The organism is Candidatus Hydrogenedentota bacterium (genome assembly GCA_019695095.1).
In the GTDB taxonomy this organism is placed as follows: Bacteria; Hydrogenedentota; Hydrogenedentia; order Hydrogenedentales; family SLHB01; genus JAIBAQ01.
Map to the genome: position 1 here is coordinate 1 of JAIBAQ010000079.1, position 21736 is coordinate 21736.

18 protein-coding genes and 1 tRNA gene are annotated in these 21736 nt (G+C 56.6%); 11 read left to right on the forward strand and 8 right to left on the reverse strand.

Annotation, left to right across the window (positions count from 1 at the left end; all coding sequences use genetic code 11):
* A partial coding sequence (locus tag K1Y02_14095) for an amidohydrolase family protein (GenBank protein MBX7257490.1) occupies positions 1–144 on the forward strand: 144 nt, incomplete at its 5' end.
* A 78-nt stretch (positions 145–222) separates the two neighbouring features.
* On the opposite strand, the gene K1Y02_14100 is transcribed toward K1Y02_14095, so the two are convergent.
* The 5 genes from K1Y02_14100 to K1Y02_14120 form a co-directional block, all read right to left on the reverse strand.
* The gene (locus K1Y02_14100) at positions 223–1365 is read right to left on the reverse strand and encodes an alpha/beta hydrolase family protein (GenBank protein ID MBX7257491.1); all 1143 of its coding nucleotides are present in this window, start codon (positions 1363–1365) and stop codon (positions 223–225) included.
* Complete coding sequence (locus K1Y02_14105) at positions 1362–1514, reverse strand: hypothetical protein (protein MBX7257492.1); 153 nt, start codon at positions 1512–1514, stop codon at positions 1362–1364. The genes K1Y02_14100 and K1Y02_14105 overlap by 4 nt, the downstream gene beginning before the upstream one ends.
* 76 nt (positions 1515–1590) lie before the next feature.
* The gene (locus K1Y02_14110) at positions 1591–2436 is read right to left on the reverse strand and encodes a sugar phosphate isomerase/epimerase (protein MBX7257493.1); all 846 of its coding nucleotides are present in this window, start codon (positions 2434–2436) and stop codon (positions 1591–1593) included.
* Positions 2437–2463: 27 nt separating this feature from the next.
* Entirely contained in the window at positions 2464–3015 is a 552-nt protein-coding gene (locus K1Y02_14115; protein MBX7257494.1) for a DJ-1/PfpI family protein, read from the reverse strand.
* Between the two features lie 272 nt (positions 3016–3287).
* Positions 3288–4913, reverse strand: coding sequence for a sigma 54-interacting transcriptional regulator (locus K1Y02_14120; protein MBX7257495.1), 1626 nt, complete (start codon positions 4911–4913; stop codon positions 3288–3290).
* Between the two features lie 194 nt (positions 4914–5107).
* Between K1Y02_14120 and K1Y02_14125 the strand changes: the two genes are divergently transcribed.
* The 6 genes from K1Y02_14125 (at position 5108) to K1Y02_14150 (ending at position 12262) form a co-directional block, all read left to right on the forward strand.
* A complete protein-coding gene (locus K1Y02_14125) occupies positions 5108–5485 on the forward strand; it encodes a thioredoxin (GenBank protein MBX7257496.1) in 378 nt (125 codons plus the stop codon).
* Positions 5478–6701 carry an efflux RND transporter periplasmic adaptor subunit gene (locus K1Y02_14130; GenBank protein ID MBX7257497.1) on the forward strand — a complete coding sequence of 408 codons (1224 nt, stop codon included), beginning with the start codon at positions 5478–5480 and terminating at the stop codon, positions 6699–6701. The genes K1Y02_14125 and K1Y02_14130 overlap by 8 nt, the downstream gene beginning before the upstream one ends.
* Positions 6698–9793 (forward strand): efflux RND transporter permease subunit, encoded by a 3096-nt coding sequence (locus K1Y02_14135; protein ID MBX7257498.1) that lies wholly within the window; start codon positions 6698–6700, stop codon positions 9791–9793. The genes K1Y02_14130 and K1Y02_14135 overlap by 4 nt, the downstream gene beginning before the upstream one ends.
* A gap of 209 nt (positions 9794–10002) precedes the next feature.
* A complete protein-coding gene (locus K1Y02_14140) occupies positions 10003–10443 on the forward strand; it encodes a hypothetical protein (protein ID MBX7257499.1) in 441 nt (146 codons plus the stop codon).
* 194 nt (positions 10444–10637) lie between these two features.
* The gene (locus tag K1Y02_14145; protein MBX7257500.1) at positions 10638–11213 is read left to right on the forward strand and encodes a response regulator; all 576 of its coding nucleotides are present in this window, start codon (positions 10638–10640) and stop codon (positions 11211–11213) included.
* A gap of 113 nt (positions 11214–11326) precedes the next feature.
* Positions 11327–12262: an HD domain-containing protein gene (locus tag K1Y02_14150; protein ID MBX7257501.1), complete on the forward strand. Its 936-nt coding sequence runs from the start codon at positions 11327–11329 to the stop codon at positions 12260–12262.
* 203 nt (positions 12263–12465) lie between these two features.
* Here the strand turns inward: K1Y02_14150 and K1Y02_14155 are convergent.
* Positions 12466–12559 (reverse strand) — tRNA-Ser (locus K1Y02_14155).
* A 247-nt stretch (positions 12560–12806) separates the two neighbouring features.
* On the opposite strand from K1Y02_14155, the gene K1Y02_14160 reads away from it, so the two are divergent.
* Positions 12807–13688: a DUF1559 domain-containing protein gene (locus K1Y02_14160; protein ID MBX7257502.1), complete on the forward strand. Its 882-nt coding sequence runs from the start codon at positions 12807–12809 to the stop codon at positions 13686–13688.
* Between the two features lie 130 nt (positions 13689–13818).
* Positions 13819–15507 carry an SUMF1/EgtB/PvdO family nonheme iron enzyme gene (locus K1Y02_14165; GenBank protein MBX7257503.1) on the forward strand — a complete coding sequence of 563 codons (1689 nt, stop codon included), beginning with the start codon at positions 13819–13821 and terminating at the stop codon, positions 15505–15507.
* Positions 15508–15703: 196 nt separating this feature from the next.
* Here the strand turns inward: K1Y02_14165 and K1Y02_14170 are convergent, their stop codons facing one another.
* Positions 15704–16825, reverse strand: coding sequence for a response regulator (locus tag K1Y02_14170; protein MBX7257504.1), 1122 nt, complete (start codon positions 16823–16825; stop codon positions 15704–15706).
* 666 nt (positions 16826–17491) lie between these two features.
* Between K1Y02_14170 and K1Y02_14175 the strand changes: the two genes are divergently transcribed.
* A complete protein-coding gene (locus K1Y02_14175) occupies positions 17492–19798 on the forward strand; it encodes a hypothetical protein (protein MBX7257505.1) in 2307 nt (768 codons plus the stop codon).
* 53 nt (positions 19799–19851) lie between these two features.
* On the opposite strand, the gene K1Y02_14180 is transcribed toward K1Y02_14175, so the two are convergent.
* The gene (locus K1Y02_14180; GenBank protein MBX7257506.1) at positions 19852–20307 is read right to left on the reverse strand and encodes a GxxExxY protein; all 456 of its coding nucleotides are present in this window, start codon (positions 20305–20307) and stop codon (positions 19852–19854) included.
* A 278-nt stretch (positions 20308–20585) separates the two neighbouring features.
* On the opposite strand from K1Y02_14180, the gene K1Y02_14185 reads away from it, so the two are divergent.
* Positions 20586–21542: a sugar phosphate isomerase/epimerase gene (locus K1Y02_14185; protein ID MBX7257507.1), complete on the forward strand. Its 957-nt coding sequence runs from the start codon at positions 20586–20588 to the stop codon at positions 21540–21542.
* Positions 21543–21736: the final 194 nt, after the last annotated feature.

The following is a 21736-nucleotide window of genomic DNA, read 5'->3' on the forward strand; positions in this document are numbered from 1 at the left end:
GGGCGCTCCAGGGTCATGTTTGGCACCAACTATCCCATGCTCACCCCCGAAGTGTGTCTTGGCCAAGTCCCTACACTCGGATTAAGTGATGAGGTGCTGGAGATGTTCCTCCATGCCAACGCGGAGAGGGTGTTTGGCATCTGATCGACAATGCATTGCAATGCGCTGTGCATCTGTTGGTCAGCGATGAAAACCCCATCTGATGCCGCTATCCGGGTGTCTCTACTTTTTTACCTTTTTTACCAAGAACGGCACGGCATTTGTGCTGTCCCAGCGGTGAGGACCGTGGAAGACATCGTGCTTGGGGAATTCCGGGGATCCAAGGATTTCGTAGACGCGATGGGCTAACTCAATTTGCGGACGCACATTGTCCAGGCCGCCAGCGCCATTGAGAGAGTCTTCATCGCCGGTTTGAATCATGAGCGGGCGCGGCGCAATGAGCGCGCCGAGGTCGCCGTGATCCGCGTTTTCCCAGAGGTGGGGCACGTAATTGCACGAACAATTGTTGTGCATGTCGAGTAGCGACTCTTTTACTCCATAGTAATACCCGCTCACGACGGCCGCTTTCACGCGGTCGTCCAGCGCCGTGAACCATAGCGTTTGCAGGCCGCCGCCGCTGAGTCCGGCGCACCCCATGCGTTTGGCGTCACAATCATCGCGCGTCTCCACATAATCCGCGAGACGCATAAGGTCCCACACCCACATGCCCGTTACCGTCTGCCCCAGCGGCATGGCCATGTTGTTGAGCCACTGGCACGACTGCTGCAATATGCCTCGTTCCTTCGCCGCAAGCTCTTGCCGTTCGCCGAATCCGCGCGCGTCGGGACAGAACACAATGAAGCCCGCCTTGCACAAATCCACGCCGTAGGCGTAGTGATGCTCTTCGATGGATTTCGCTACGTCCGGGTTGTCGCCTACGCCCGCCACCGCAAGCTTACCGCCGCCGCCGTGTCCGTGCGGGGCGATCATCACCGGAAACGGTTTCTTGCCTTCCTTTGGAATGAGTACATACACAGGCATGACGATGCCAGGTTCGGTCTGAATCTCGACACGTTCCCGCGTGTAGTCGCCGCAATCGACACTCTCTGTAACGTTTGGATTAAGTGGCGCTCGCTTCATGGTGGGGATGCCGATAATCTCGCGCAGTTTTGCCCGTGCGGTTTCACGCCAGACTGCCACGTCGTTCGGCGTGGAGCCTGCAAAACGCAGCGCGCGACCTGTCTCGTCGAACCGCGCGCGCATGTACGGCTGCACCGAGTAGGGAGGTATTTCTGGTGTCTCCTGAGCTCGCGATGTCACGCCTGAGGCGAGAGCCAATGCGACCAATACAATCGCTCGCCGTAGCCGGACGCTTGCATGGCTCACGAACCGATCCCCATTGCGTCGGAAATGGCGCTCAGTCCAGGAATGCGCTTGCCCATGACGGCCGCCGCGATGGCCGCGAACACTACCAGCACGATGATGGCAAATAACGATCCGAAGAAAGCGTTAATCTGGGTCTTCCGTAGCGCCATGTCGCATTCCTCCCTCTTGTGCCTGATGTAGGCGATGCCAATGTGTGGCAGGCATCCTGCCTGCCGAGCCGATGTGTTACGCCGACACTTCCTCTACGATCTTCATCAGCCTGCGGCCGTATTCGGTGTACGATTCATACAACCAATTGTCGTTGTTGGCTTTCTGTCCCGTGTGAATGATGGCCGCAAGATGCGGTTCGATGGAGAACCCGCCGTCGTAACCTTTTTTCAGCAGGTCTCCGACGATTTCGCGCACGTATCCGTCGCCTTCACCGCAATAGGTGTACTCATCCTTGCCATCCACCTTGCGCGCGTCCTTGATGTGAACGTACACGATGTCATTGTAGACAGCCTGGTAATACTCCCACGCGTCTTGTCCGTACGTGACGGGGTTGCCTGTATCGAACACGACTTTAAGCGCGGGGCTATTCACTTCGCCCAACAAGATGTTGCTGTTTTCGGCGGAAAGACCACCCCAACCGCTGCAATTCTCGTGCGCCAAGGTGATGCCGCCGTCTTCCGCGAGCTTCGCCAAAGCTCGCATACGGCGAATTGCCTCATTACGCCATTCCGTATCGCTGATGGGGTTCTTCGGATCGTTGGGGTAGCTCATCACCCGGATAAACTGCGTGCCAAACCGGTGCATCCGCGGAATGGCCCGATTCAAGTCTTCAATGTCGATGCTCGGATCGCACGTGATCGGGCGCGCCCAATTCGCGATCGCACTGCCAAAGCACGACACGTTCATTCCGGCGGCCGTTACCTTTTCATAGACCACGTCGAACGCCTCATCCGGCAGCATGGTCAAGTTCTGTCCGTCCACGAGCCGCAATTCCATATGGTTCCAGCCCAATTCCTTGTGGGCCTTAATCTGAGTCTCGATTGCGGGACCCGCTTCGTCAGAAATACCCGAGAAAAACATCCGTAATTCCCCCTGTGCAGCGCACGGTTACGTGCGCACCAACGCCTTTTCCACTTTGTTTCGTATATCCGCGCCGCGCAACATCGCGATGATTTCCAATGCAAAATCCATGGCTGTTCCCGGGCCGCGCCCCGTCACGATTGCGCCGTCACGTTCCACGGCGCTGCCCGTGTACGTAACATCCGGCAGGGCCATCTTGTCCAGGAATCCGGGATAACTCGTCGCTTTCTTTCCAGCGAGCACGCCCGCCCGCGCAAGCACGATTGGCGCGGCGCAAATGGCGCCCACGAACTTCCCGCTCGCAACCATCTTCTTAAGCAGCTCGTGAAGATCCTCGTTGCTGTTCAGGTTGTCCGCGCCGGGCAATCCTCCCGGAAGCACGACCATGTCAAACGTGTCATCCAGTGCCTTGTCGAGCGTCGTATCCGGGATAATGGTCACGCCGTGACTTGCCACGACCGGTTCGTCCGTCAACCCCGCCGTAACGACGGTAATGTCTGCACGGCGAAGCAAATCGATGATTGTGATGGCCTCAAGTTCTTCGCAGCCCTGGGCCAAGGGCACCAAAACTCGCGTCATGACACCTCTCCTCGTTTGGGGTGAAGCCGCGCGGGCCGCGCATCATCCGCGGTCACTCGCGCACGCTGCCGGAAGCGCCACAGCCTCGGCTCCGCAGCAAATAATCCCATCCCGCGATAATACCGATGGATATGTCGCCGCGCAACCGGCGAGAAAGAAAGCAGGACATGCTCAGATGCCAAGTGTCCGAAGTGATCGGGGGCAATAAATTCGGAGCTTCGGCGTTGCTCTTGTCCAGCGTCTGCTAGACCTGTGCATCATTCCCATCATTGCTAAGAAGGATGTCTCTTAAGTCCCCATTTGTCCATGCGCGAGAGCAATGTAGTGGGGTTTACACCCAAGAGTTCCGCGGCGCCATCGGGGCCCTTAATCTTCCAGTTGGTCTTTTCAAGTATTATCCGAAGGTTGTCGCGCTCACGTCGCCGGAGTTCAACCTCGGTGAGAAACTCGGGCTGACTCTCGTCGTCTGGGTGATCTGCGGCTGACAGTACCGGAAGCGCAGGTTGATCCGATATTGGCAGGTCAAAATCCAACGTGCCGCCACGCGCAAGAATAACCGCGCGCTCAATCACGTTGCGTAGTTCGCGAACGTTGCCGGGCCAATCGTAGCTTTGCAGCTTCGTGACCGAAGTTCTACTCAACCGAGGTTGCGCGCATTTCAAGTCCCGGCTCGAGAGTTCGACAAAGTGCTTTGCCAGTGCTGGGACGTCATCCAATCGTTCCCGTAGTGGTGGAACGTGGATAGGGAAGACGTTCAGTCTGTAGTAGAGATCTTCACGAAACCGCCCGGCAGCGACCGCCTGCTTCAGATCGCGATTGGTTGCCGCGATGATCCGCACATCGGCGCGACGCGTGCGATCATCCCCAACACGTTCGTAGCGTTTTTCCTGAAGCACCCGCAACAGTTTGTTCTGAATGTCGATTGGGATCTCGGCCACTTCGTCCAAGAAGATCGTCCCGCCGTCCGCAGTCTCAAAACGTCCTGCCCTATCCTTCAGCGCTCCTGTAAACGAGCCCTTCACATGGCCGAAGAACTCACTCTCAAACAGTTCCCGCGGAATGGAAGCGCAATTGACTCGAACCAGTGGACCTTCTTTGCGCCCGCTGCGCCGGTGAATCTCGTGCGCCACCAGTTCTTTGCCGGTACCCGTCTCGCCAAGAATAAGCACGGAAGCTTCCGTCGGCGCCACCAGATCGATTTGACTCACGATATGTCTTAGGGGAGCGCTCTGGCCGACAAGGTCGCCGAACGCCTTCGCCTCAATGACCGCCTCTTCGAGATACGAATTCTGTAGCTCCAATTGTGCCTTGAGGCGATGGATCTCCTGGAAGGCCTGTGCGTTGGCAATTGCCGCACCCAACTGGTCCGAAAAGACCTGTCCCCACGGATGATAGTCCTCCGGCCATTTCCCACGAACGAATCCTGCTGATATGCCAAGAACTTCGCCTTTGAACCGAATCGGGCCTACCAAGTACTCCTGCACTCCTTCTTGGAGCATCCACTGCGTACCAACCAGTGAAGCTGTTGGAGTATCCGAGACCTTCCCGAATATCGGTACGTTTGTAACGGCAGATTCCCCGATTGAGCCCGCCCCCAGCGGCACGCGCGTATTGAGATTCTCGAAGGGACGTGGCCCTGTAGCTGGACCCAACGCAGATCTACCCTCTGCCGCAACCAAGTGTAGGCAGCGAGTCTGATCGGCACATATGGCTCGGTACGGGCACGTTTCGCATCGGTCACCCTTGTCAATCAGCCAAACCTGGACAAAGTCCACGAGTTGCGCACCGCGTCTGACGAATCTTTGGAACAGATTCTCCAACGATTGTTCGCTGGCAACATCTATGAGCAGTCCTGCCGCGAACCAGGGGTCGAAACGATTGTCGCTGGTCGATTCCATGCATGTAGTAGTAGCAGAGCCGGGTCACGCCGTCAACCTGATTTCGAACGTATTTTCGAACGTTCAATATATCGTACCGTCGGTATTCAAGTGCCCTGATTGGTAAACCATTGACTCTGCTTGTTTTAGGGTCATTGGCGCAATTGGCATGAGTGCTGCTCTTACCGGAGAAAACGTAGGAGTTGGACAAGAACATGGATGGAATACTCAGAAATTCAAGACCTCTTCAAGTTGATTCGGCGAACTTTGATTTGGAGGTTCTGCAATCCGAACTGCCGGTTCTGGTTGCGTTTTCGACGGAGTGGAGCCGCCCGTGCCACACGCTTGAACCGGTGCTAGACGAAATCGCCGGCTTATTTTCGGAGACGCTAAAGGTCGTGCGGGTTAACGCGGACGAGAACCCTGACCTCGGCCTCTCGTACGGCATCCGAGCCGTTCCCACGCTCGTCTTTTTCGTGGATGGCAAGGTCAAGGGCGAGGTCGTCGGGACCGCCACCAGGACAGCCATTCTATCCAAGTTCGAGGGCACTGTTGACGCAGAGGCCAATTCAAGGAGACATCCCAATGCTTAGATCCGAGGATAGCAAACGACCCAATCAAAGAGTCGGCCGCTTTGGTAAGCCGAGATGGTCGACAGTTGTCGCTGCGGCAGCCACCATGCTGGCCGCGTTTTCGACGCTCTATGCCTTCACCCCATTCCAGACGATTGTGAAGGAGCGTGTGCATCGCACAGCCTTCGCCGCAATCAATCCGGACAGCGAAATGCCCGATGAAGTTCCCTTTGCCTCTGAAAACGAGTGTGTTGTTCGCACCCAGGTCGTTAGCTCGGTCTCAGACTCGCGGAGTTACGTGTATTCCGGTGAGGTTCGCGGCCGGTATGAGAGCGTTCTGGCGTTCCAGGCCGGAGGACGCATCGTAAAGAGAAACGTGCAATTGGGGGATGTAGTTCACGCTGGGGACGTCCTTATGGAAATCGACCCGAAGGATATCAAGGAATCCGTCGTCCTCGCGCTTGCCCAAGTTCGGGCCGCCGAGTCCCAAATGCGCTTGGCGGAGGTCAATTTGGCGCGCTTCCAGCGTCTGTACAGAGAGGGGGCAATTGCCAAGGTCAAGTTGGACCAGAGCCAGATGGAATATGACACAGTCTCCTCCGCTCTCGAGCAAGCATCAGCGTCCTACGCTCAAGCTTCCAATCAGCTTGAGTACAGCCTATTGCGCGCCGATCAGAGTGGTGTCATCGCTGGAATCTCGGCGGAGGTTGGCCAAGTCATCGCCCCGGGAATGCCCGTTATAACGCTCGTTCGGGACGGCGACCGGGAAGTGGAAATCTCTATTCCAGAGAACCGGATAGACTCGTTGCGAGACGTGAAGTCCATCACAGTCTCTTTTTGGGCATTGCCCGGTGTTGAGTTGCCTGGCGAGATTCGCGAGACAGCGCCAATGGCCGACCCGATTCTGCGAACGTACAAGACGCGGATTCGGTTATTGAACGCACCGGCCGAGATTAAGCTCGGGATGACAGCATCGGTCCGCGCCGACGAGGACGATGATATCGCTCCGGTGCGGCTCATTCCGTTATCCGCCATCTATCAGGAAGATGACAGGCCAAACGTTTGGGTTGTCCAGGATGGAAAGCTCGAACTGCGCGCTGTCACATTGGACGGATTCGAACATGACAAGTTGCGCGTGCTGAACGGCCTCGAAGACGGCGATGTCGTCGTCACGGCCGGCGTGCACAAACTCGTGCCCGGCCAAAAAGTCCGGGTATCTGCCGAGACACTGTCATGAATAGTTTCAACCTTACAGATTGGGCCCTGAAGAATCGCCAAATCGTCCTCTACTTCGTTGCGGTCGTGTTTGTGGGAGGGGCAATTTCCTACATGCGACTCGGGCGGATGGAGGACCCAGACTTCACCATTCGCAAGATGGTTGTTGCAGTGGGTTGGCCCGGAGCAAGCGCCCGCGACGTTGAAGAACAGTTGACGGATAAGCTTGAGGAGAAACTACAGGACACGCCAGGTCTGGACTACTTGGACAGTTACTCTTACCCAGGCAAATCGGTCATCTACGTGACATTAAAGGACGACGCAGTCACTGGGGACGAGGTGCGGCCAGTTTGGCTCGAAGTCCGCAACATGGTGAATGACATATGGCACACGCTTCCGCAAGGCGTGATTGGACCGTTTCTCAATGACCGTTTTGACGACGTATTCGGGTGCATCTACGCGCTGACATCCGACGGATTCTCCATGGAGGAGATGCGCGCGCAGATGGAGAAGGTCCGTCGAATCGCTCTTGCTGTACCGGGTGTGCGCAAGGCAGACCTCGTAGGTGTTCAACCCGAGAAGGTCTACATAGAAATTGACAATGTCAAACTTGCGCAGTTCGGAGTCGACCCTGGATTGGTGCTGCATACCATCCAGGCGCAGAACGCGATGACCCCGTCGGGAATGATTGAGACCTCTACAGACAACGTATACCTGCGAGTCACCGGCATCTTCGATAACGTGGACAGTCTGCGAGACATTCCGATTCGCGTCGGAGGGATGGCGCTTCGCCTGAGTGACGTGGCCAAGATCGAACGCACGTATGCAGAACCCGCGGAGCCAAAGTTCTTCTTCAATGGGCGCCAAGCTATCGGTCTCGCTATTTCCATGGAAAAGGGCGGAAACATCCTGACTCTGGGTAAGAATCTCGAGGCCATGGTGAACGAGGTTAAACAACAACTTCCCCAAGGGATGGAGCTTTCGACGGTCGCGAATCAGCCGGAAGTTGTTAAGGAGTCTATCGACGAGTTCGTAAAGTCCCTTGCCGAGGCAGTCGGGATTGTACTGATCGTGAGTTTCATCAGCCTCGGCCTTCGTTCAGGCGTAGTAGTCGCGCTTTGTATCCCCTTGGTGATCGCGGGCGTGTTTGTGTGTATGAATATGATCGGTATCGATCTTCACAAGATTTCCTTGGGTGCACTCATCATTGCGCTGGGCCTCCTCGTGGACGATGCCATCATCGCCATCGAAATGATGATCGTGAAGCTTGAGCAGGGCTGGGAGCGTTCGAAGGCGGCATCCTTTGCGTATACGGCGACGGCGTACCCCCGGCTGACGGGAGCGCTGGTTACTTGTGCCGGATTCATCCCCGTCGGCTTTTCGAAAGGAACCGCGTCGGAATTCGTTGGCAGCATTTTCTCCGTGGTAACGATTGCGCTATTGCTTTCGTGGCTGGCAGCCGGAGCCGTGACTCCGTTATTGGGACACTATCTTGTGCGGGTGAAGCCCGCCGCGGAAGGCGCCCACACCGACATCTACGACACCCGTTTCTATGGGCTCTTCAAGCGCCTTCTGGCCTGGTGCTTGCGGCACCGGGGTCTGGTGCTCATCGTCACGACGTTGTGCTTTCTGGTGTCCTTGTACTTGATGGGCAAAGTCCAGCAGGAGTTCTTCCCCGCATCGACGCGCCCTGAACTGGTTGTGGACCTGCGATTGCCGCAAGGCGCGTCGATGAAAGCCACGGAAGACAGGGCCATGGCTTTCAGCCAACGATTCCAAGGGGATCCGAATGTCGAGAGTCTATCGCTTTACGTCGGCGTTGGAGCCCCGAGGTTTGTGCTGACGTCCGATCCCGCGCATCCGGACAGCAATTTCGCTCAAGTGATCTTTGTTGCGAAGAATCTCGAAACTCGGAAAGAGTTGTCAGGCAAAGTGAAGCAGACTCTGGAGCGCGAGTTTCCTGAGATTCAAAGCAACATTAAGTTGATCCAAACGGGACCGCCAAATTCATACCCCGTTATGCTCCGCGTGAGCGGCTATGAGCGCGACAAAGTGCGAGACCTCGCACAACAGGTCTCTGACGTTATGCGAGCCGACCCAAACCTCTGGAACGTCAACCTGAACTGGCATGAGAAGAGCAAGATCATGCGCATCGCCATCGACCAAGACAAAGCCAGGATGCAGGGAATTGATAGCCAGACCCTGGCTCTGACGTTGCAGACATTCGTCTCTGGCGCGCCTCTCAGTGAATACCGTGAACAAGACCGCACAGTCGACATCGTCTTTCGCGTTGGTGAGCGGAATAGGACCGACCTATCGAAGATAAAGGACCTGAGCATTCCGGTCGGGAACGGGAATTCCGTGGCGTTGGACCAAATCGCAAAAATTACATTTGAGGCCGAAGACGGGTTGGTTCGGCGGAGAGACCTGAAGCCTACCATTACGGTGCAGGCCAACACCGTTGACGGAGTGCTGGGGAATGACGCGACCAAGGTTCTGTTCAAACGTCTGAGCTCACTTCGGGCTACGTTGCCTCCCGGTTACTCTATCTCCGTTGGGGGACCTCTGGAAGACAGCATAAAGGCCTCGAACTGGTTGCTGCAGCCTGTTCCCGCCATGCTGGCCGTGATCCTCACGTTGCTTATGTTTCAGCTCAAGAGCATTCCCAAGATGCTGCTTACCCTGTTTACAGCCCCCCTGGGGATCATAGGGGTTAGCATCAGCCTTCTCTTGACTGGGAGGCCAATGGGTTTTGTCGTGCAGCTTGGCATCCTGGCACTTGCCGGGATCATCATGCGCAATTCCGTGATCCTTATCGATCAAATCGATCAACAACTCGCGGCAGGCCAGTCGCCGTGGGATGCGATTCTGAACGCCACGATACTTCGTTTCCGTCCAATTATGTTGACCGCCGCAGCGGCAATCCTAGGCATGATTCCACTGATTTCAAGTGTGTTCTGGGGGCCTATGGCGGTCGCTATCGCCGGCGGCCTGCTTGCAGCCACGCTGTTGACGCTGATCGTTCTGCCGACGATGTATGCGGCAGTCTATCGAGTGCGTCCCGCATGCGCCGAAGGTGAAGCGCCCGCTGTGGCCGCGAAGGCCGACCGATGATTGATCTGTGCGATAGCGGTGCACGTGGATGCTTCGATACCGCCGTCGGACACACACGTCGTCACTCCGATAGCCCTTACCCCGATGGAAGCCCCTCCATCATTCAAGCCGGGCGCGTGCCTTACCCCGCGCGCCCGGCCCCTCCTCTCCAGATTTCCTTTAAGGGCCTTTTAAAGGAAGGGCTGACTGAACGCAAGGAGATTGGAAATATGGATACGAACCATTCGACAGAAGCACTGGTGGACGCCGCGGAAGCGGGGCCAATTACTGTGGTCTCCATACGGACTCCCGTACTGAAGGACCCTCAGTCAATCGCCGTCGTGGCTAACGAAGTGCGTGACATCTCACGGCGGAGCGAATCGCCAAACATCCTGCTCGATTTCCACCTCGTGGAACACGTGTCGCTCGATTTTCTCGACGAGATGAGTGTGGTCGCGGAGGAAATCCAGTCGCGCGGCGGAACCATTTGCTGCTGTGCCTTGAGAAGGGAAATGCGAACAGTCCTGAGAATTCTGGGAGCGCATGTCTCGTATATCGGCCACACCGTTCAACACGCGGTGATGAGACACGCGGCATACCTCGAAGGGCGGAACAAAGCCAAGACGAATGCGACTACCCCGGGTCGATTCTCCATTCGGTGGAAGGAATGATTCACATGAAGAGCAGTGTAGGGTCCGCCGTGGCGCGTCAACCAAACGGAATTGATGGCAACGCTTCCACTACTTCAGGCGAGGCGCAAGTCTCTCCTTTTCCTGCCCCGCGCTTTCTCAAGAAAGTGACGCATTGGTCTGTCTGCAGCCGTGTCAGTGCAAGCCTGAAACCCGATTGTAGAGGAGAACAAGTCATGGATTTAGGTCAAACTTCACAATCTCCGACGACCCCTGGCGTGGAGGAGAACTTCACAAACGGACCAGCCAAAATTCTTGTTGTAGATGACGATCAAGCCATGCGAACTCTCCTCAGCATCCTTTTTATCCGCGCGGGATTTGATGTAGCCGAGGCGTCCAATGGCTTTGAGGGACTGCAACTTCTTTGTCATGAGTACTTTGACCTTGTCGTAACCGACGGGGCCATGCCAGTGAAGGACGGGCTAACCATGATTTCGGAGGCGCGCGCCCTCGCGCCAAAAGCGAGATTCATCGTCCATTCGGGGTCGGACCGTGAGACACTGGAACGCGCTAGAGAACTCAGTGCAGGAAGCATTCTCGCGGTCCTTAGCAAGCCAGCGCCATCTTCGGCAATAGTCGCGGCCGTCAAAGACGCTTTACGCGCCTGCCGGTGTCATTGCCAAGACGGCGAGGGGGCGTCGACGCAGTCGCGAAGCACCTCTACATACGTAAATCCACTTTTCGGTGCCGTGCGAGAAAAGCTTAGTACAAAAGTCCACTTTCGCCAGGATCTGTGTGGAAGTGTCTTATAGGCCTCGCGTATCCCAGGGCTGGGGAAGTGGTACAACCAACAGAGGCACTAGGTTTGTCATATCTACACTCGAACGCCTCACTCCACTGGGGCGCCCGCTCGGAGTCAAAAGCTATGAACACTCACAGCCACGGCCCTTACCTGGCCTATGAAGAACGCTTGGCCCGGAGAATTCAGTCGACTCTGAGCCGTTCCCTCAACCGCAACCTTTGGAAGCGAATTCTCTGGCGGCTCGGGTTGGCCGTTCTCGCATTTGTACTGGTTGGCGCTTCACTTTTGGAGTCACTCAGGTATCTCTTTCCGCAAGTCAACGAGATGCCTTTCGTAATCTTTTTGACCGTCACGTTACTACTATGTCCCATCATCGTAATATCTGTCCGGCACGTCCTTGCCCTTCTCGTAGACCTTCAGATGACGCACGTGGATCTACTGGTGATTCTGGGCAACGTAGTCGCAATGCGAGATCAAGACACAGGGGAGCACAATCTCCGAGTCGCAATAATGGCAGTCCGGCTTGCTGAAGCAGCCAAGGTAGACCCTCGATTGATGTCAGGGCTGTTCATGGGCGCGTTTTTGCATGACATTGGCAAAGTAGGTATACCCGACAACATACTCCTCAAGCCGAGTCAGCTCTCGCATGAGGAGCGGCAGGAAATGCAGATGCATGTAATCCACGGCGACGACATTGTCGCTAACTCCGTATGGCTTCAAGGAGCGGCGCGAGTGGTCCGCTCACACCATGAGAAGTTTGATGGTGCTGGTTACCCCGACGGCACAAAGGCCGAGAAGATTCCCATTGAGGCTCGAGTCTTCTCGATAGTGGACGTTTTCGATGCACTGGTGTCGAAGCGGCCATACAAGGAGGCGATGCCTCTCAACCAAGCACTCGATATCCTGCAAAAGGAACGAGGCAGGAGTTTTGACCCGAGCTTCCTCGACGCATTCCTGTCGATTGCCGAAAAACTCTACAATCAGGTGATACGATCGGATATCGACCAACAGAAAGAAATGTGTGCGGCAATCATTGAACGGTATTCCGGTCAATGGTGAACAGAAACGACGATTGTCATGAATGTCGCGGGCAAAAACTCATCGCAAAACCTAGAAATCGTGCACGTGAGCATCTTGAGTCGGAACTCAATCGGGCCGATGTAGACCGCAGATTGAGCTTGGGACCGCGCGAGTCAGGCATTCGTACGGCATTCACGAATTCAGGGGCGCGTTTTGCTGGTTCATGCGCTGGAAGGTAAATATGGCGGAGAGACCGGGATTCGAACCCGGGGTACAGGCTAACACCCATACAACGGCTTAGCAGGCCGCCACCTTCAGCCACTCGGTCATCTCTCCGATATGGGCGTAGCCATGCTACCACGTGGCAACGAGCCGATGCAAATGAAATCGCCCCTTGTAAGCGACAAATCTCTGAATTTCGCGGGTTTATCCTTGCCGATAATCGCCGCCAATGCTAGACTTGAGGGGTGTGGAGCGCGCCCCTCGGGGCTGAAATTGCCGCTACGATGCCGGCGGTCCTACCTGAGTCAGCCGTCGGCCGGCACCAACGGTGCAACCTCGTGCGAGCGTTCGATCTCTGTGTATGTGGGGACAACGGCGCACACGTGAACGCTGGAGCGTGTGTGAGCCTTCAACTGTCGTCGGCATAGTGGGAGGATCGACTTTGAAAACGAGAACACATGGTTTCACGCTCATCGAATTGCTGGTCGTTATCGCCATCATTGGAATTCTTGCGGCAATCCTATTACCCGCGTTGGCGCGGGCCCGCGAAGCGGCACGGCGGGCCAGTTGCCAGAACAACCTCAAACAAATGGGTATCGTGTTCAAAATGTACGCGAACGAGTCGAAAGGGGAGAAGTGGCCTCCCAAGACCACTGCAAACAGCTCGACTCCGGAACCGGCCGCTATCTACCCAGAGTATCTCACGGACGTTTCTGTGATGATTTGTCCATCGGATGCGGAGGCCGGGAACGTCCTAGACCCCGGCGGCGACCCCACGCAGATTTGGGTAAACGCCAACGGTGACATCGATATGGTGCGATTGGCAGACCAGGGGGATGCGTCCTACGGCTACATCGGGTTCGCTATCCCCGATAATGCGTGGCTGCAGAATTGGCCCGATATCGCGACGGTGGCCGGGCAGATGGCCAGCATCTATCTGGCGCCCGACGAAGACTTCGAATTGGACCATCCGCTGCTCGGCACGCTTCAAGTGCGCCGCCTGCGCGAGGGTATTGAGCGCTTCTTTATTTCCGACATCAACAATGCAGCCGCAAGTTCCATGGGGCAATCCGAGTTGGCGGTGTACTTTGATGTGGTGAGCGAAAAAGTGCAGAATTTCAGCCACGTTCCGGGAGGCTCGAACGTCTTGTTCATGGACGGGCACGTGCAGTTCGTCAAGTATCCAAGCGATCAGTTCCCCGTGACTCCAGAGTTTGCCGAATTCGCCACGTTAGGACAGTAACGACTACGTACGTTATGGGTATTGGCAGGCGGGAAAGCCGGCGCGTTTCCCGCCTGTTTTGTTCACCTGCGGGGGACGGGGGCTACGCCTGCTGCCTCAGCCGCGTATATGTGAGTTTGAACGCAATCGAATGATAACGGTCATTTGCTCAAGTTGTGGGTTGAAGATACTTGTACCTCCCACCGTACAAGGGCGCGCGGGCGTCTGCTTTGGATGCGGCGCCGCGCTAGTCGTTCCTCGTGCTGCACAAGCTGCGGACGAACTCAGCCTCGCTTTTGAAGTCGGCACTCGCATCGCGGATCGCTATGCCATAGAAAGCCCTTTGGGCAAAGGCGGAATGGGCGTCGTTTACAGCGCATGGGACTCGCTCATGAACGAGCGCGTTGCGCTCAAGTTCTTGAATCCGCTTCTCCTTCAGACGCAGAAAGGAATTCAGCTTTTCATTCACGAAGCTCAAATCGCGCGCCGGTTGCGGCATGAGAATATTGTCGCCGTGCACGATGTCGCCGCGACCCCCGAGGGGATTATGTACCTCTCCATGGAATTCCTGGCGGGGCGTTCGCTGAGGTCGGTCCTGCGGCATTTCCGAAGTGTCCGCCGCTTCATGGACGTGCGACTGGCCGTAGACTTGACCGCGCAAATCCTCAACGCGCTGGACTACGCACACCGCACCGTGATCCATCGCGACATGAAACCCGAGAACGTCATGTTGCAGCCGGGTGAACGCGTGAAGGTGCTCGACTTCGGACTCGCGAAAGTGTTGGACGAAGAGCGCCATGAGGGGAGTGGGGAAGACAAGCACAAGCAGAAGGACAAGGCAACGAGAGTCGTCGGTACCGAAGCCTATGCCGCGCCAGAACAACTCCGCGCCGGCCTCCCCATCGACCTGCGGGCAGACTTGTACGCCGTGGGGGTCATCTTTAAGGAACTGTTGACACTTCGCACGCCGTTGGATGATCCCATCGAGGTGCAGCAGGCCCGCGACGACGTCGCTCCATCGCTTCTGGAGATTCTCAACAAGGCAATAAAGGAAGCGCCCGAAGATCGTTGGCAATCGGCAGGCGATTTCCGAAGGAGTCTGCTTCAAGCCTACGTTGAATCCTATCGCCGTACGCCGCTTGCCGCCGCCGCATCGGAAACCGGCCGGCAAGCGTCAACCGAGGGCATGCTCCTCATGGAAGGCGGAAGCTTCCTGATGGGGAACAACGCGGTTCCCGATGAGGCGCCCCAATTCGAAGCCTACGTTGAACCCTTCTATATTGACGTTCACCCCGTTACGGTTGGGCAATATCGGGAGTTTCTCGAGGCAACCGGCCATCCCAAACCCAAACTCTGGGGGCAGCGTGATTACGGCGGCGATGATCAACCCGTGGTCGGGGTAAGTTGGGACGACGCCACGGCCTATGCACAGTGGGCGGGAAAGCTGCTTCCGTCCGAAGCCCAGTGGGAATTCGTGGCACGGGGCAAAGAGAACCGCCGCTATCCCTGGGGTAACAACGAGGCCGATTCCAATCGCGCCAATTACGGCGATCATCTCAACATGCCTTCTATCGTGGGAATGCATGAAGACGGCGCTACTCCGGACGGCATCCAAGATATGGGTGGAAACGTGTACGAGTGGACGTCCGATTGGTTCTTGCCCTATGACCCCGCAAAGCGGGAAGCAGCGGCCCAATCGGGTCCGCCCAAGCGCGCGGTGCGAGGCGGCGCGTGGAATTCTCCTGTGCAGGAGCTTCGTTGCTCGGCGAGGAAGGGGCTCTTTCCTGAGACTCGGCTGCCGACGGTCGGGTTCCGGTGCGTGCTTCCGTTTCGCTCGTAGAGCGAACTATCCCGGATTTCTCACAAACACGCTTGAACCTCTCTCGTAACCGGTGTGTTTGCGAGACTTGCAGCGAAAGCCAAAGCGGTTCTACGAAAACAGAGTGTGTTCGCGAGAAATCCTCATGGCAAAACCTCAAAGTCCTGCGCGTGAGCATTTTGCGTCGGCGCTCAATCGCGCTGGTGCAAATTGCGGACTATACGAGCAGCGTCTTCTCCGTGTCCTGATAACGCAACCGAATGGAGAAGAAGGCCTCCTCGCTATCGATGAACGCATCAACGACATCGGGATCGAAGTGCTTGCCCTTGCCCTCTAGCAGAATCTCCCTGCTCTTCTCGTGCGGCATCGCTTCCTTGTAACACCGCTTCGACGTCAAGGCGTCGTACACGTCCGCCAGAGCGAGAATCCTGCCCGCAAGCGGAATATCGGCTCCCGCGAGACCATGAGGATAACCTGTGCCGTCCCACTTCTCATGATGGCTTTCGGCCAGTTCAATACCCATCTTTAAGAAGCTATTGCCCGGATGTTTCTCATCCACGCGGCGCAAGGTCGTCGCGCCTATCGTCGCGTGATTCTTCATGATCTCAAACTCTTCCTCGGTAAGCTTGCCAGGCTTCTGGAGAATGCGATCGGGAATACCGACTTTCCCGATATCGTGGAGCGGCGCGGCCACATACAGGTCTTCAATGTATGAATCGTCGATGAGTTCGGCGTGTTGGGGAAACGTGCGGATCTTGCTGGCCAACGTGTACGCGTATTGACGCATGCGCTCGAGATGCTCGCCCGTGTCGGGGTCGCGCGATTCCGCGAGATTGGCCAGCGCAAAAATCAACGCAAGTTGCGTTGATGCAATTTCTTTCACCTGTTCACGCACCCGCTCTTCCAGTTCGCGATTGTAGCGTTCGATGCGATCCCGGTGTTCCTCTTCCTTATCGTGGAGGTCCTTCTTGGCGAGACATCCGTTGAGCCGCGCTTTCAGCAGAATGGGGTTAAACGCCTTGGGAAGGTAGTCGTCCGCACCCAACTCGATGCAATGCGTGATGCTCTGCATCTCGTCCAGCGCCGAAACCATCACCACCGGTATATGCCGGAGCGACTCGTCCGCCTTTACATGTTCCAAGAACTGGTAGCCTGTCATAACCGGCATCATGACGTCGCTCAACACGAGGTCCACTTTGTGTTCCTTGAGTTGCTTCAACGCCACGGCGCCATTTTCGGCCTGAATCGAGCTGTGGCCAAGATCGGCGACCAATTTGGCGAGTATCTGCCGATTGACTCCCTGGTCGTCCACAATCAAGATGTTGGCAGACTTAGACATATACGGCCACCTCTCATTGAGACCCGAACATGTGCCGACTTCCGCCTGCTCGGTCGATCGGCAAACTTCCACGAGCACGATTGTGCCACATTATTCACCTGTTTGCCCATATTATTTGGAAAGGTCGTCCTCAAGCCAGGACACACCAGGTCTTGTAGGGTCGTCTTCCTTACGCGCCAAAAAGAGCAGAACGCTGACGGTACAGCGACCAGAACCTGCCTGGATTCGCGTCACAAGGCTCGGTACACCACGCGTATGGCTCAGTGACGCAACTTGGCTTTTCAATCACTTCTGCGGGCCTCAAATCACAAATTGTGCTGCAACTCCGCACACGGAAAAGGGATAGAGACTCCAGAGGCAGTCTGCATTTGGCATGGAGCATTTCCGCGGTGCAAGTCTCCGGAGGATGTCTAGCGGGAGTGAAAACGGAAGTTTGTCACAGTTCTGACGCACGTCAGATTCGTAGTCCGGATTTCTCACGAACACACACGGACTTCTCTCGCAACCTGTGCGTTTGCAGGATTCTTTGCGGGAAGCGAAGCAGACCTCGGCAAGCAGTGTGCGTTTGTTTGAAATCCCCATGGAATAGCCTCAAAGTCTTGCACGTAAGCATTTTGCGCTGGCGTTCAGTTGCGCCGGTGCAAAATGCGGGATAGAATCGCGCGAATGGTTAGGGGTTCAGACATACGGGGGAAGGCACGCGCCGTCCTTATCGCCGTCGCGTTTGTGTCCGGCGTAGCCGCACAGACGTTTCCGCCGATGAGCGTCGAGATTAGCGCGGACCACCCTCTCTTTCTATTTGCCGTACCCCCGAGCGACACGCTCGATGGTGCTGCCTATGCACAGCAGGTCGCTGGAATCTGGGCGGCTCTACCTGAACCCATGAAGCCCTTCTCGGTGCTGGCCATTTCCGTGGACACGCCCGACGCGACAGCCCGTGACCAAGCCGTTCGCACCGCGCTTCAGTCCCTCCAGCAAGCCGAAATACCCGTGGCACTCCAGATAGCTGACGCGAATCCGATGGGCGTGTATCCGATCCCGCTTGCCGATGAATTGCTTGCAACGTTCCCATGCGTCAAAGGTGTGCTCGCGGCGGACCTTGACTTCAACACCTATGACCGTTTTGGCGGGGGCGGTGATTTTGGAGCGCCGCCTGCCGCGCGGTGGCTCACCACCGCTGTCGAAATTGCCGCTCACAATGGACGCTTCATCGCCATACGGCTCGCCGGTCCCCGTTGGCTGCGGCTGATGAGCAATCCCGCGTGCAGACCTCTCTATGCACAGCTCATGGCATGCCGCGCTTTCGTCGTTCCCCTGGTGGACACGGATAAGGGCGATACGATTGCGCAGCAGGGTGCGCTCATGGGCATGTGGCTTGAAGGCGCCGTCGACCAATGGGGCGTCTCAGCATCGTCCAACTGGTACCGCAACGCATCGTTCCTTGAACCCGGCGTATTTGGCCGACGCAAAGAACCGGTCGAAATGCCGCCCAAGCTCTACCGGGCCATGCTGCTAAATGGCGCTATGGGCGGCGCGACGGCATACGCGTTCGACGTGCCGGGTGACCTTTGGTTTGGCGAACGGGCCAAGTACTGGCAAGAATCCATTCAACCGGCCCTTCGCGAAATGGTACAGCAAGGCCTTATTGCGCGCCGCGAGTTTGTCCAGAAGAAAGCTGCCGTCGCCTGCCAACTCGCCGTGGCCCCCACGCCCGAAGCGTTTCAGATTAACCTGCGCGACGTAGATGGCGTTCGCGATCAGGGGCTGCTGATGCTGGGCGCGTATGGCATGGAGCGGCCCGGCCAAATTAGCGAGTTGATCCCTAATACCGGCCGCCATTACTGGGTGCCAATCCTGTCTGCGTTCGCTCCCGCCGATGTGTCCTCGATGTTCGGACGAATCGTCCCTGCCGGCACGACCCCGTCCGCGCAGGCCTGGAATCAGTTGCTCGACCAATTTCATCAACCCGACGGCGGCGGCACAGCCTTTGTGTCGCGCGTAGGACGTGGCGTCTTCGTGATGCACACTCAAGAGAACCTGTACTCAGAGCAAACCTTTGAGATTCCCAGTCTGCCTGCGCCTGTCGTGGGTCTGGAAGCCGAACGTCAGAACGGAACCGTGGTTCTCAAGTGGCCGTTCCGCGAGGGCGACGTATCGTTCAAGATCTATAAGCGCCCTTACCCCGGCGGCGAATTCGATTTGATCGCCGAGGGGACCGATCGCCGCACGTGGACCGACCCAACGCCCAGCGCCGATGCTGCGTTTGCCTACGCGGTAACCGCTCTCACGAACGAACAGGCTCCCTACTCGGGCACGGTCAACTACGGAGATTACCTCGCCTTCAGTGTGGCGGAGAGCCGCATCGTCGAAGAGGCAGTCATCAGCAATATCGCGGCCATGGCCAAGGGACAACCGTTGGAAACCCCAGCCGATGCGCGCCCTAAGTCCCAAGTGTGGTGGCCGAACACGGAAGGGCTTCCGGAGGACAAGATACCGCTCGCGAAAGAGATTGCCGAGCGTCTCGAAACCCTGGACAAAGCCTTTGCCGCCGAAGATCTGGATACGGTTCTCGATCTCTATACGACGGAATACCAGGATGCGCAGTGGTGGCGGTTCCAATACGTGAAACGCGCGTTTCAATGGTTCTTCGAACGATACGGCGCCTGCAGAATGGACCGGCAAATCCGCGAGTGGGACTTCTCCGCATTCGATTCCTCCGGTCAGGTTCGCGTGCTGGTGTATTGCCGGTTCTCAGGCACAGCCATTAGCGACCCCTCCGGACGCATCGGGCAGACACAAGCCTTTTTCCCCTGCAACGATACCGGCGAAGTGTGGTTTACCCTCTCCATGAAAGAACAAGTGTGGCGTATCGAACGCACCGAACCTTCCCTTCCGAATATGGCGGAAATCCTCTCGTTCTCTGCCGGCCCTTACGACAAGTTCGTACCCGGTCCAGACGTCTATAAGAAATAGAGAAGAAACTCAACCAAGGATTCCCCGGATGGCACGGATGCGGGACAATTCGATCAACGAGGCTCGCTTCGGACGATTCGCTTCCAAGTCAGTTGGTTGGACTTGAAGTTCAGAAGAAGGCCCACTTCCAGGTTTGTGATTGCCAAGTAACCGAGGATCTGAGCCGTATGCTCGTCACTGAAGGCCGTGACGACCTTTGTGTCGACAATGACCTTCCCTTCGACAACGAGGTCTGGAATGAGAATTCCGATTTCGTGGCCCTTGTAGAAAACCGGGAATCTCATTTGACTGTCGCACGATATGCCTCGCAGACCCAGCTCGATGACAAGCGCGTGCTCGTAGATCTTCTCGTCTAGCCCCGGCCGCAATTCACTCGAGACAGACATCCCCGCTCCGATGATTGCATGCGTAATATCTTCGTGGATCAAAAGTCGCCCCCCTTCTTCAGTGTTTCCATTCCGCAATTGTATCGACGCGATTAAGCGTCGGCGCGGATTGCTTACGTGCATGACACTGTGGTTATTCCACGACAAAGTCTCGCGAACATGCTTTGTACACAACGAACTGTTCCGTTCTTCGTTGCAAGTCTTGCAAGCGGGCCAGTTGCGAAATGAGTTCCGGCGTGCTAGTCAGTAATACGGGCAAACGACCGACACACACAAATCTATATCATTAACAATAATATCATAACAGCGATTCTTTATCCGTGCCATCAGCGCCATCCGTGGTTGAATTCGTTATTGTATTTGTGCGGTGATTGGCACTCAGCCGCAGAAGGAAGGAATTGATGCACACTTCACGGCGTACGTTCCTGAAGACATCTACCGTGTTAGCCGCCGTACTCACATCTGGCAAGTCGCTTGCTCAAGACGTCAAAGCCAAACCCTGGAAGACCTCCGTCGGCCTAAACGGCTTCATGTCCTCCGAGGGCAGGTTCCAGCACTCGTACCCCATCTGGGAAATCCTCGACTTCACGAGCCGAGAAGGATTCGATGGTGTGGAACTGGTGGAAGGATGGCCTCATGGGGGTTACCCGAAATCGAACGAGACCGAGCGTATAGCAGCGCTCAAGCGCTTGTACGAATCCTACGGACTGCAGCCCTACACGTTTCAGACCGGCAGTTCGGACTCCTATGCCGCCGATCCTGCGCGACGCGAGGCATGGTTGGTGAAGTTCACGGAACATCTGAATCTGGCGCGCGCAATGGGCTGCGAATTCATCGGCAACTGGCCCGGCGGCGATCTCGCGGGCAACGCCAATCTCGACGCGGCAATTACGAATCTGGTTACCAGCTACCGCGAGGCCGCAAAGCGCGCCGCCGATATGGGACTCTATTTCTCCTTCGAGATTGAGCCTCCGTTCATTTTCAATACGTTCGAAACGCTTCAACGCATTCTTGCCGAGGTCGATCATCCCGTCTGCAAGACCAACTTCGATCCCAGCCATTTCGATTTGATGTGGGGCAGCAAAGGCAAGCCACACGAGATGCTGCAGAAACTGGGTGTGCAACACATCGGGCATGTTCATCTCACCGACTGCGACGGAACGCTGTTCGAAGGTACCTCAAAACACCTCGCCTGCGGCGACGGCCATTGCGACATCCCCGCCGCCCTCAAAACGCTATGGGACGGCGGCTACCGGGGCTGGATCATGATCGACGCCTGGATGATCGACGACGCCTACGACGCCTACCGAAAAGGAAAGGCTGCTATCGACGCGGGAGTGAAGGCCGCGGAGGGATAGGTCCCATCCGTCTGATCCGACCGATCTGCCCTATTCTTGAGAAAAAAAGCAGGTAGGACAGAGTCGCTTGAGGCTGCAAATCCACGGAAAATGGAGGGAGCGGCGGGCCTTGGGAACCCGCCGCTCGGTGCGGGGAGTGTCTGAAACCTCATTCCGTGTATCTTGGCGCAAGAGGGTCACGGCTTGAGCGTATT

Bases quoted from the DNA above. Each gene is read 5' to 3' on its own strand.
- K1Y02_14105 (MBX7257492.1), bottom strand. From the start codon at position 1,514: ATGGCGCTACGGAAGACCCAGATTAACGCTTTCTTCGGATCGTTATTT.
- K1Y02_14110 (MBX7257493.1), bottom strand. From the start codon at position 2,436: ATGTTTTTCTCGGGTATTTCTGACGAAGCGGGTCCCGCAATCGAGACT.
- K1Y02_14115 (MBX7257494.1), bottom strand. From the start codon at position 3,015: ATGACGCGAGTTTTGGTGCCCTTGGCCCAGGGCTGCGAAGAACTTGAG.
- K1Y02_14120 (MBX7257495.1), bottom strand. From the start codon at position 4,913: ATGGAATCGACCAGCGACAATCGTTTCGACCCCTGGTTCGCGGCAGGA.
- K1Y02_14125 (MBX7257496.1), top strand. From the start codon at position 5,108: ATGGATGGAATACTCAGAAATTCAAGACCTCTTCAAGTTGATTCGGCG.
- K1Y02_14130 (MBX7257497.1), top strand. From the start codon at position 5,478: ATGCTTAGATCCGAGGATAGCAAACGACCCAATCAAAGAGTCGGCCGC.
- K1Y02_14135 (MBX7257498.1), top strand. From the start codon at position 6,698: ATGAATAGTTTCAACCTTACAGATTGGGCCCTGAAGAATCGCCAAATC.
- K1Y02_14140 (MBX7257499.1), top strand. From the start codon at position 10,003: ATGGATACGAACCATTCGACAGAAGCACTGGTGGACGCCGCGGAAGCG.
- K1Y02_14145 (MBX7257500.1), top strand. From the start codon at position 10,638: ATGGATTTAGGTCAAACTTCACAATCTCCGACGACCCCTGGCGTGGAG.
- K1Y02_14150 (MBX7257501.1), top strand. From the start codon at position 11,327: ATGAACACTCACAGCCACGGCCCTTACCTGGCCTATGAAGAACGCTTG.
- K1Y02_14160 (MBX7257502.1), top strand. From the start codon at position 12,807: ATGTGGGGACAACGGCGCACACGTGAACGCTGGAGCGTGTGTGAGCCT.
- K1Y02_14165 (MBX7257503.1), top strand. From the start codon at position 13,819: ATGATAACGGTCATTTGCTCAAGTTGTGGGTTGAAGATACTTGTACCT.
- K1Y02_14170 (MBX7257504.1), bottom strand. From the start codon at position 16,825: ATGTCTAAGTCTGCCAACATCTTGATTGTGGACGACCAGGGAGTCAAT.
- K1Y02_14175 (MBX7257505.1), top strand. From the start codon at position 17,492: ATGGTTAGGGGTTCAGACATACGGGGGAAGGCACGCGCCGTCCTTATC.
- K1Y02_14180 (MBX7257506.1), bottom strand. From the start codon at position 20,307: ATGCACGTAAGCAATCCGCGCCGACGCTTAATCGCGTCGATACAATTG.
- K1Y02_14185 (MBX7257507.1), top strand. From the start codon at position 20,586: ATGCACACTTCACGGCGTACGTTCCTGAAGACATCTACCGTGTTAGCC.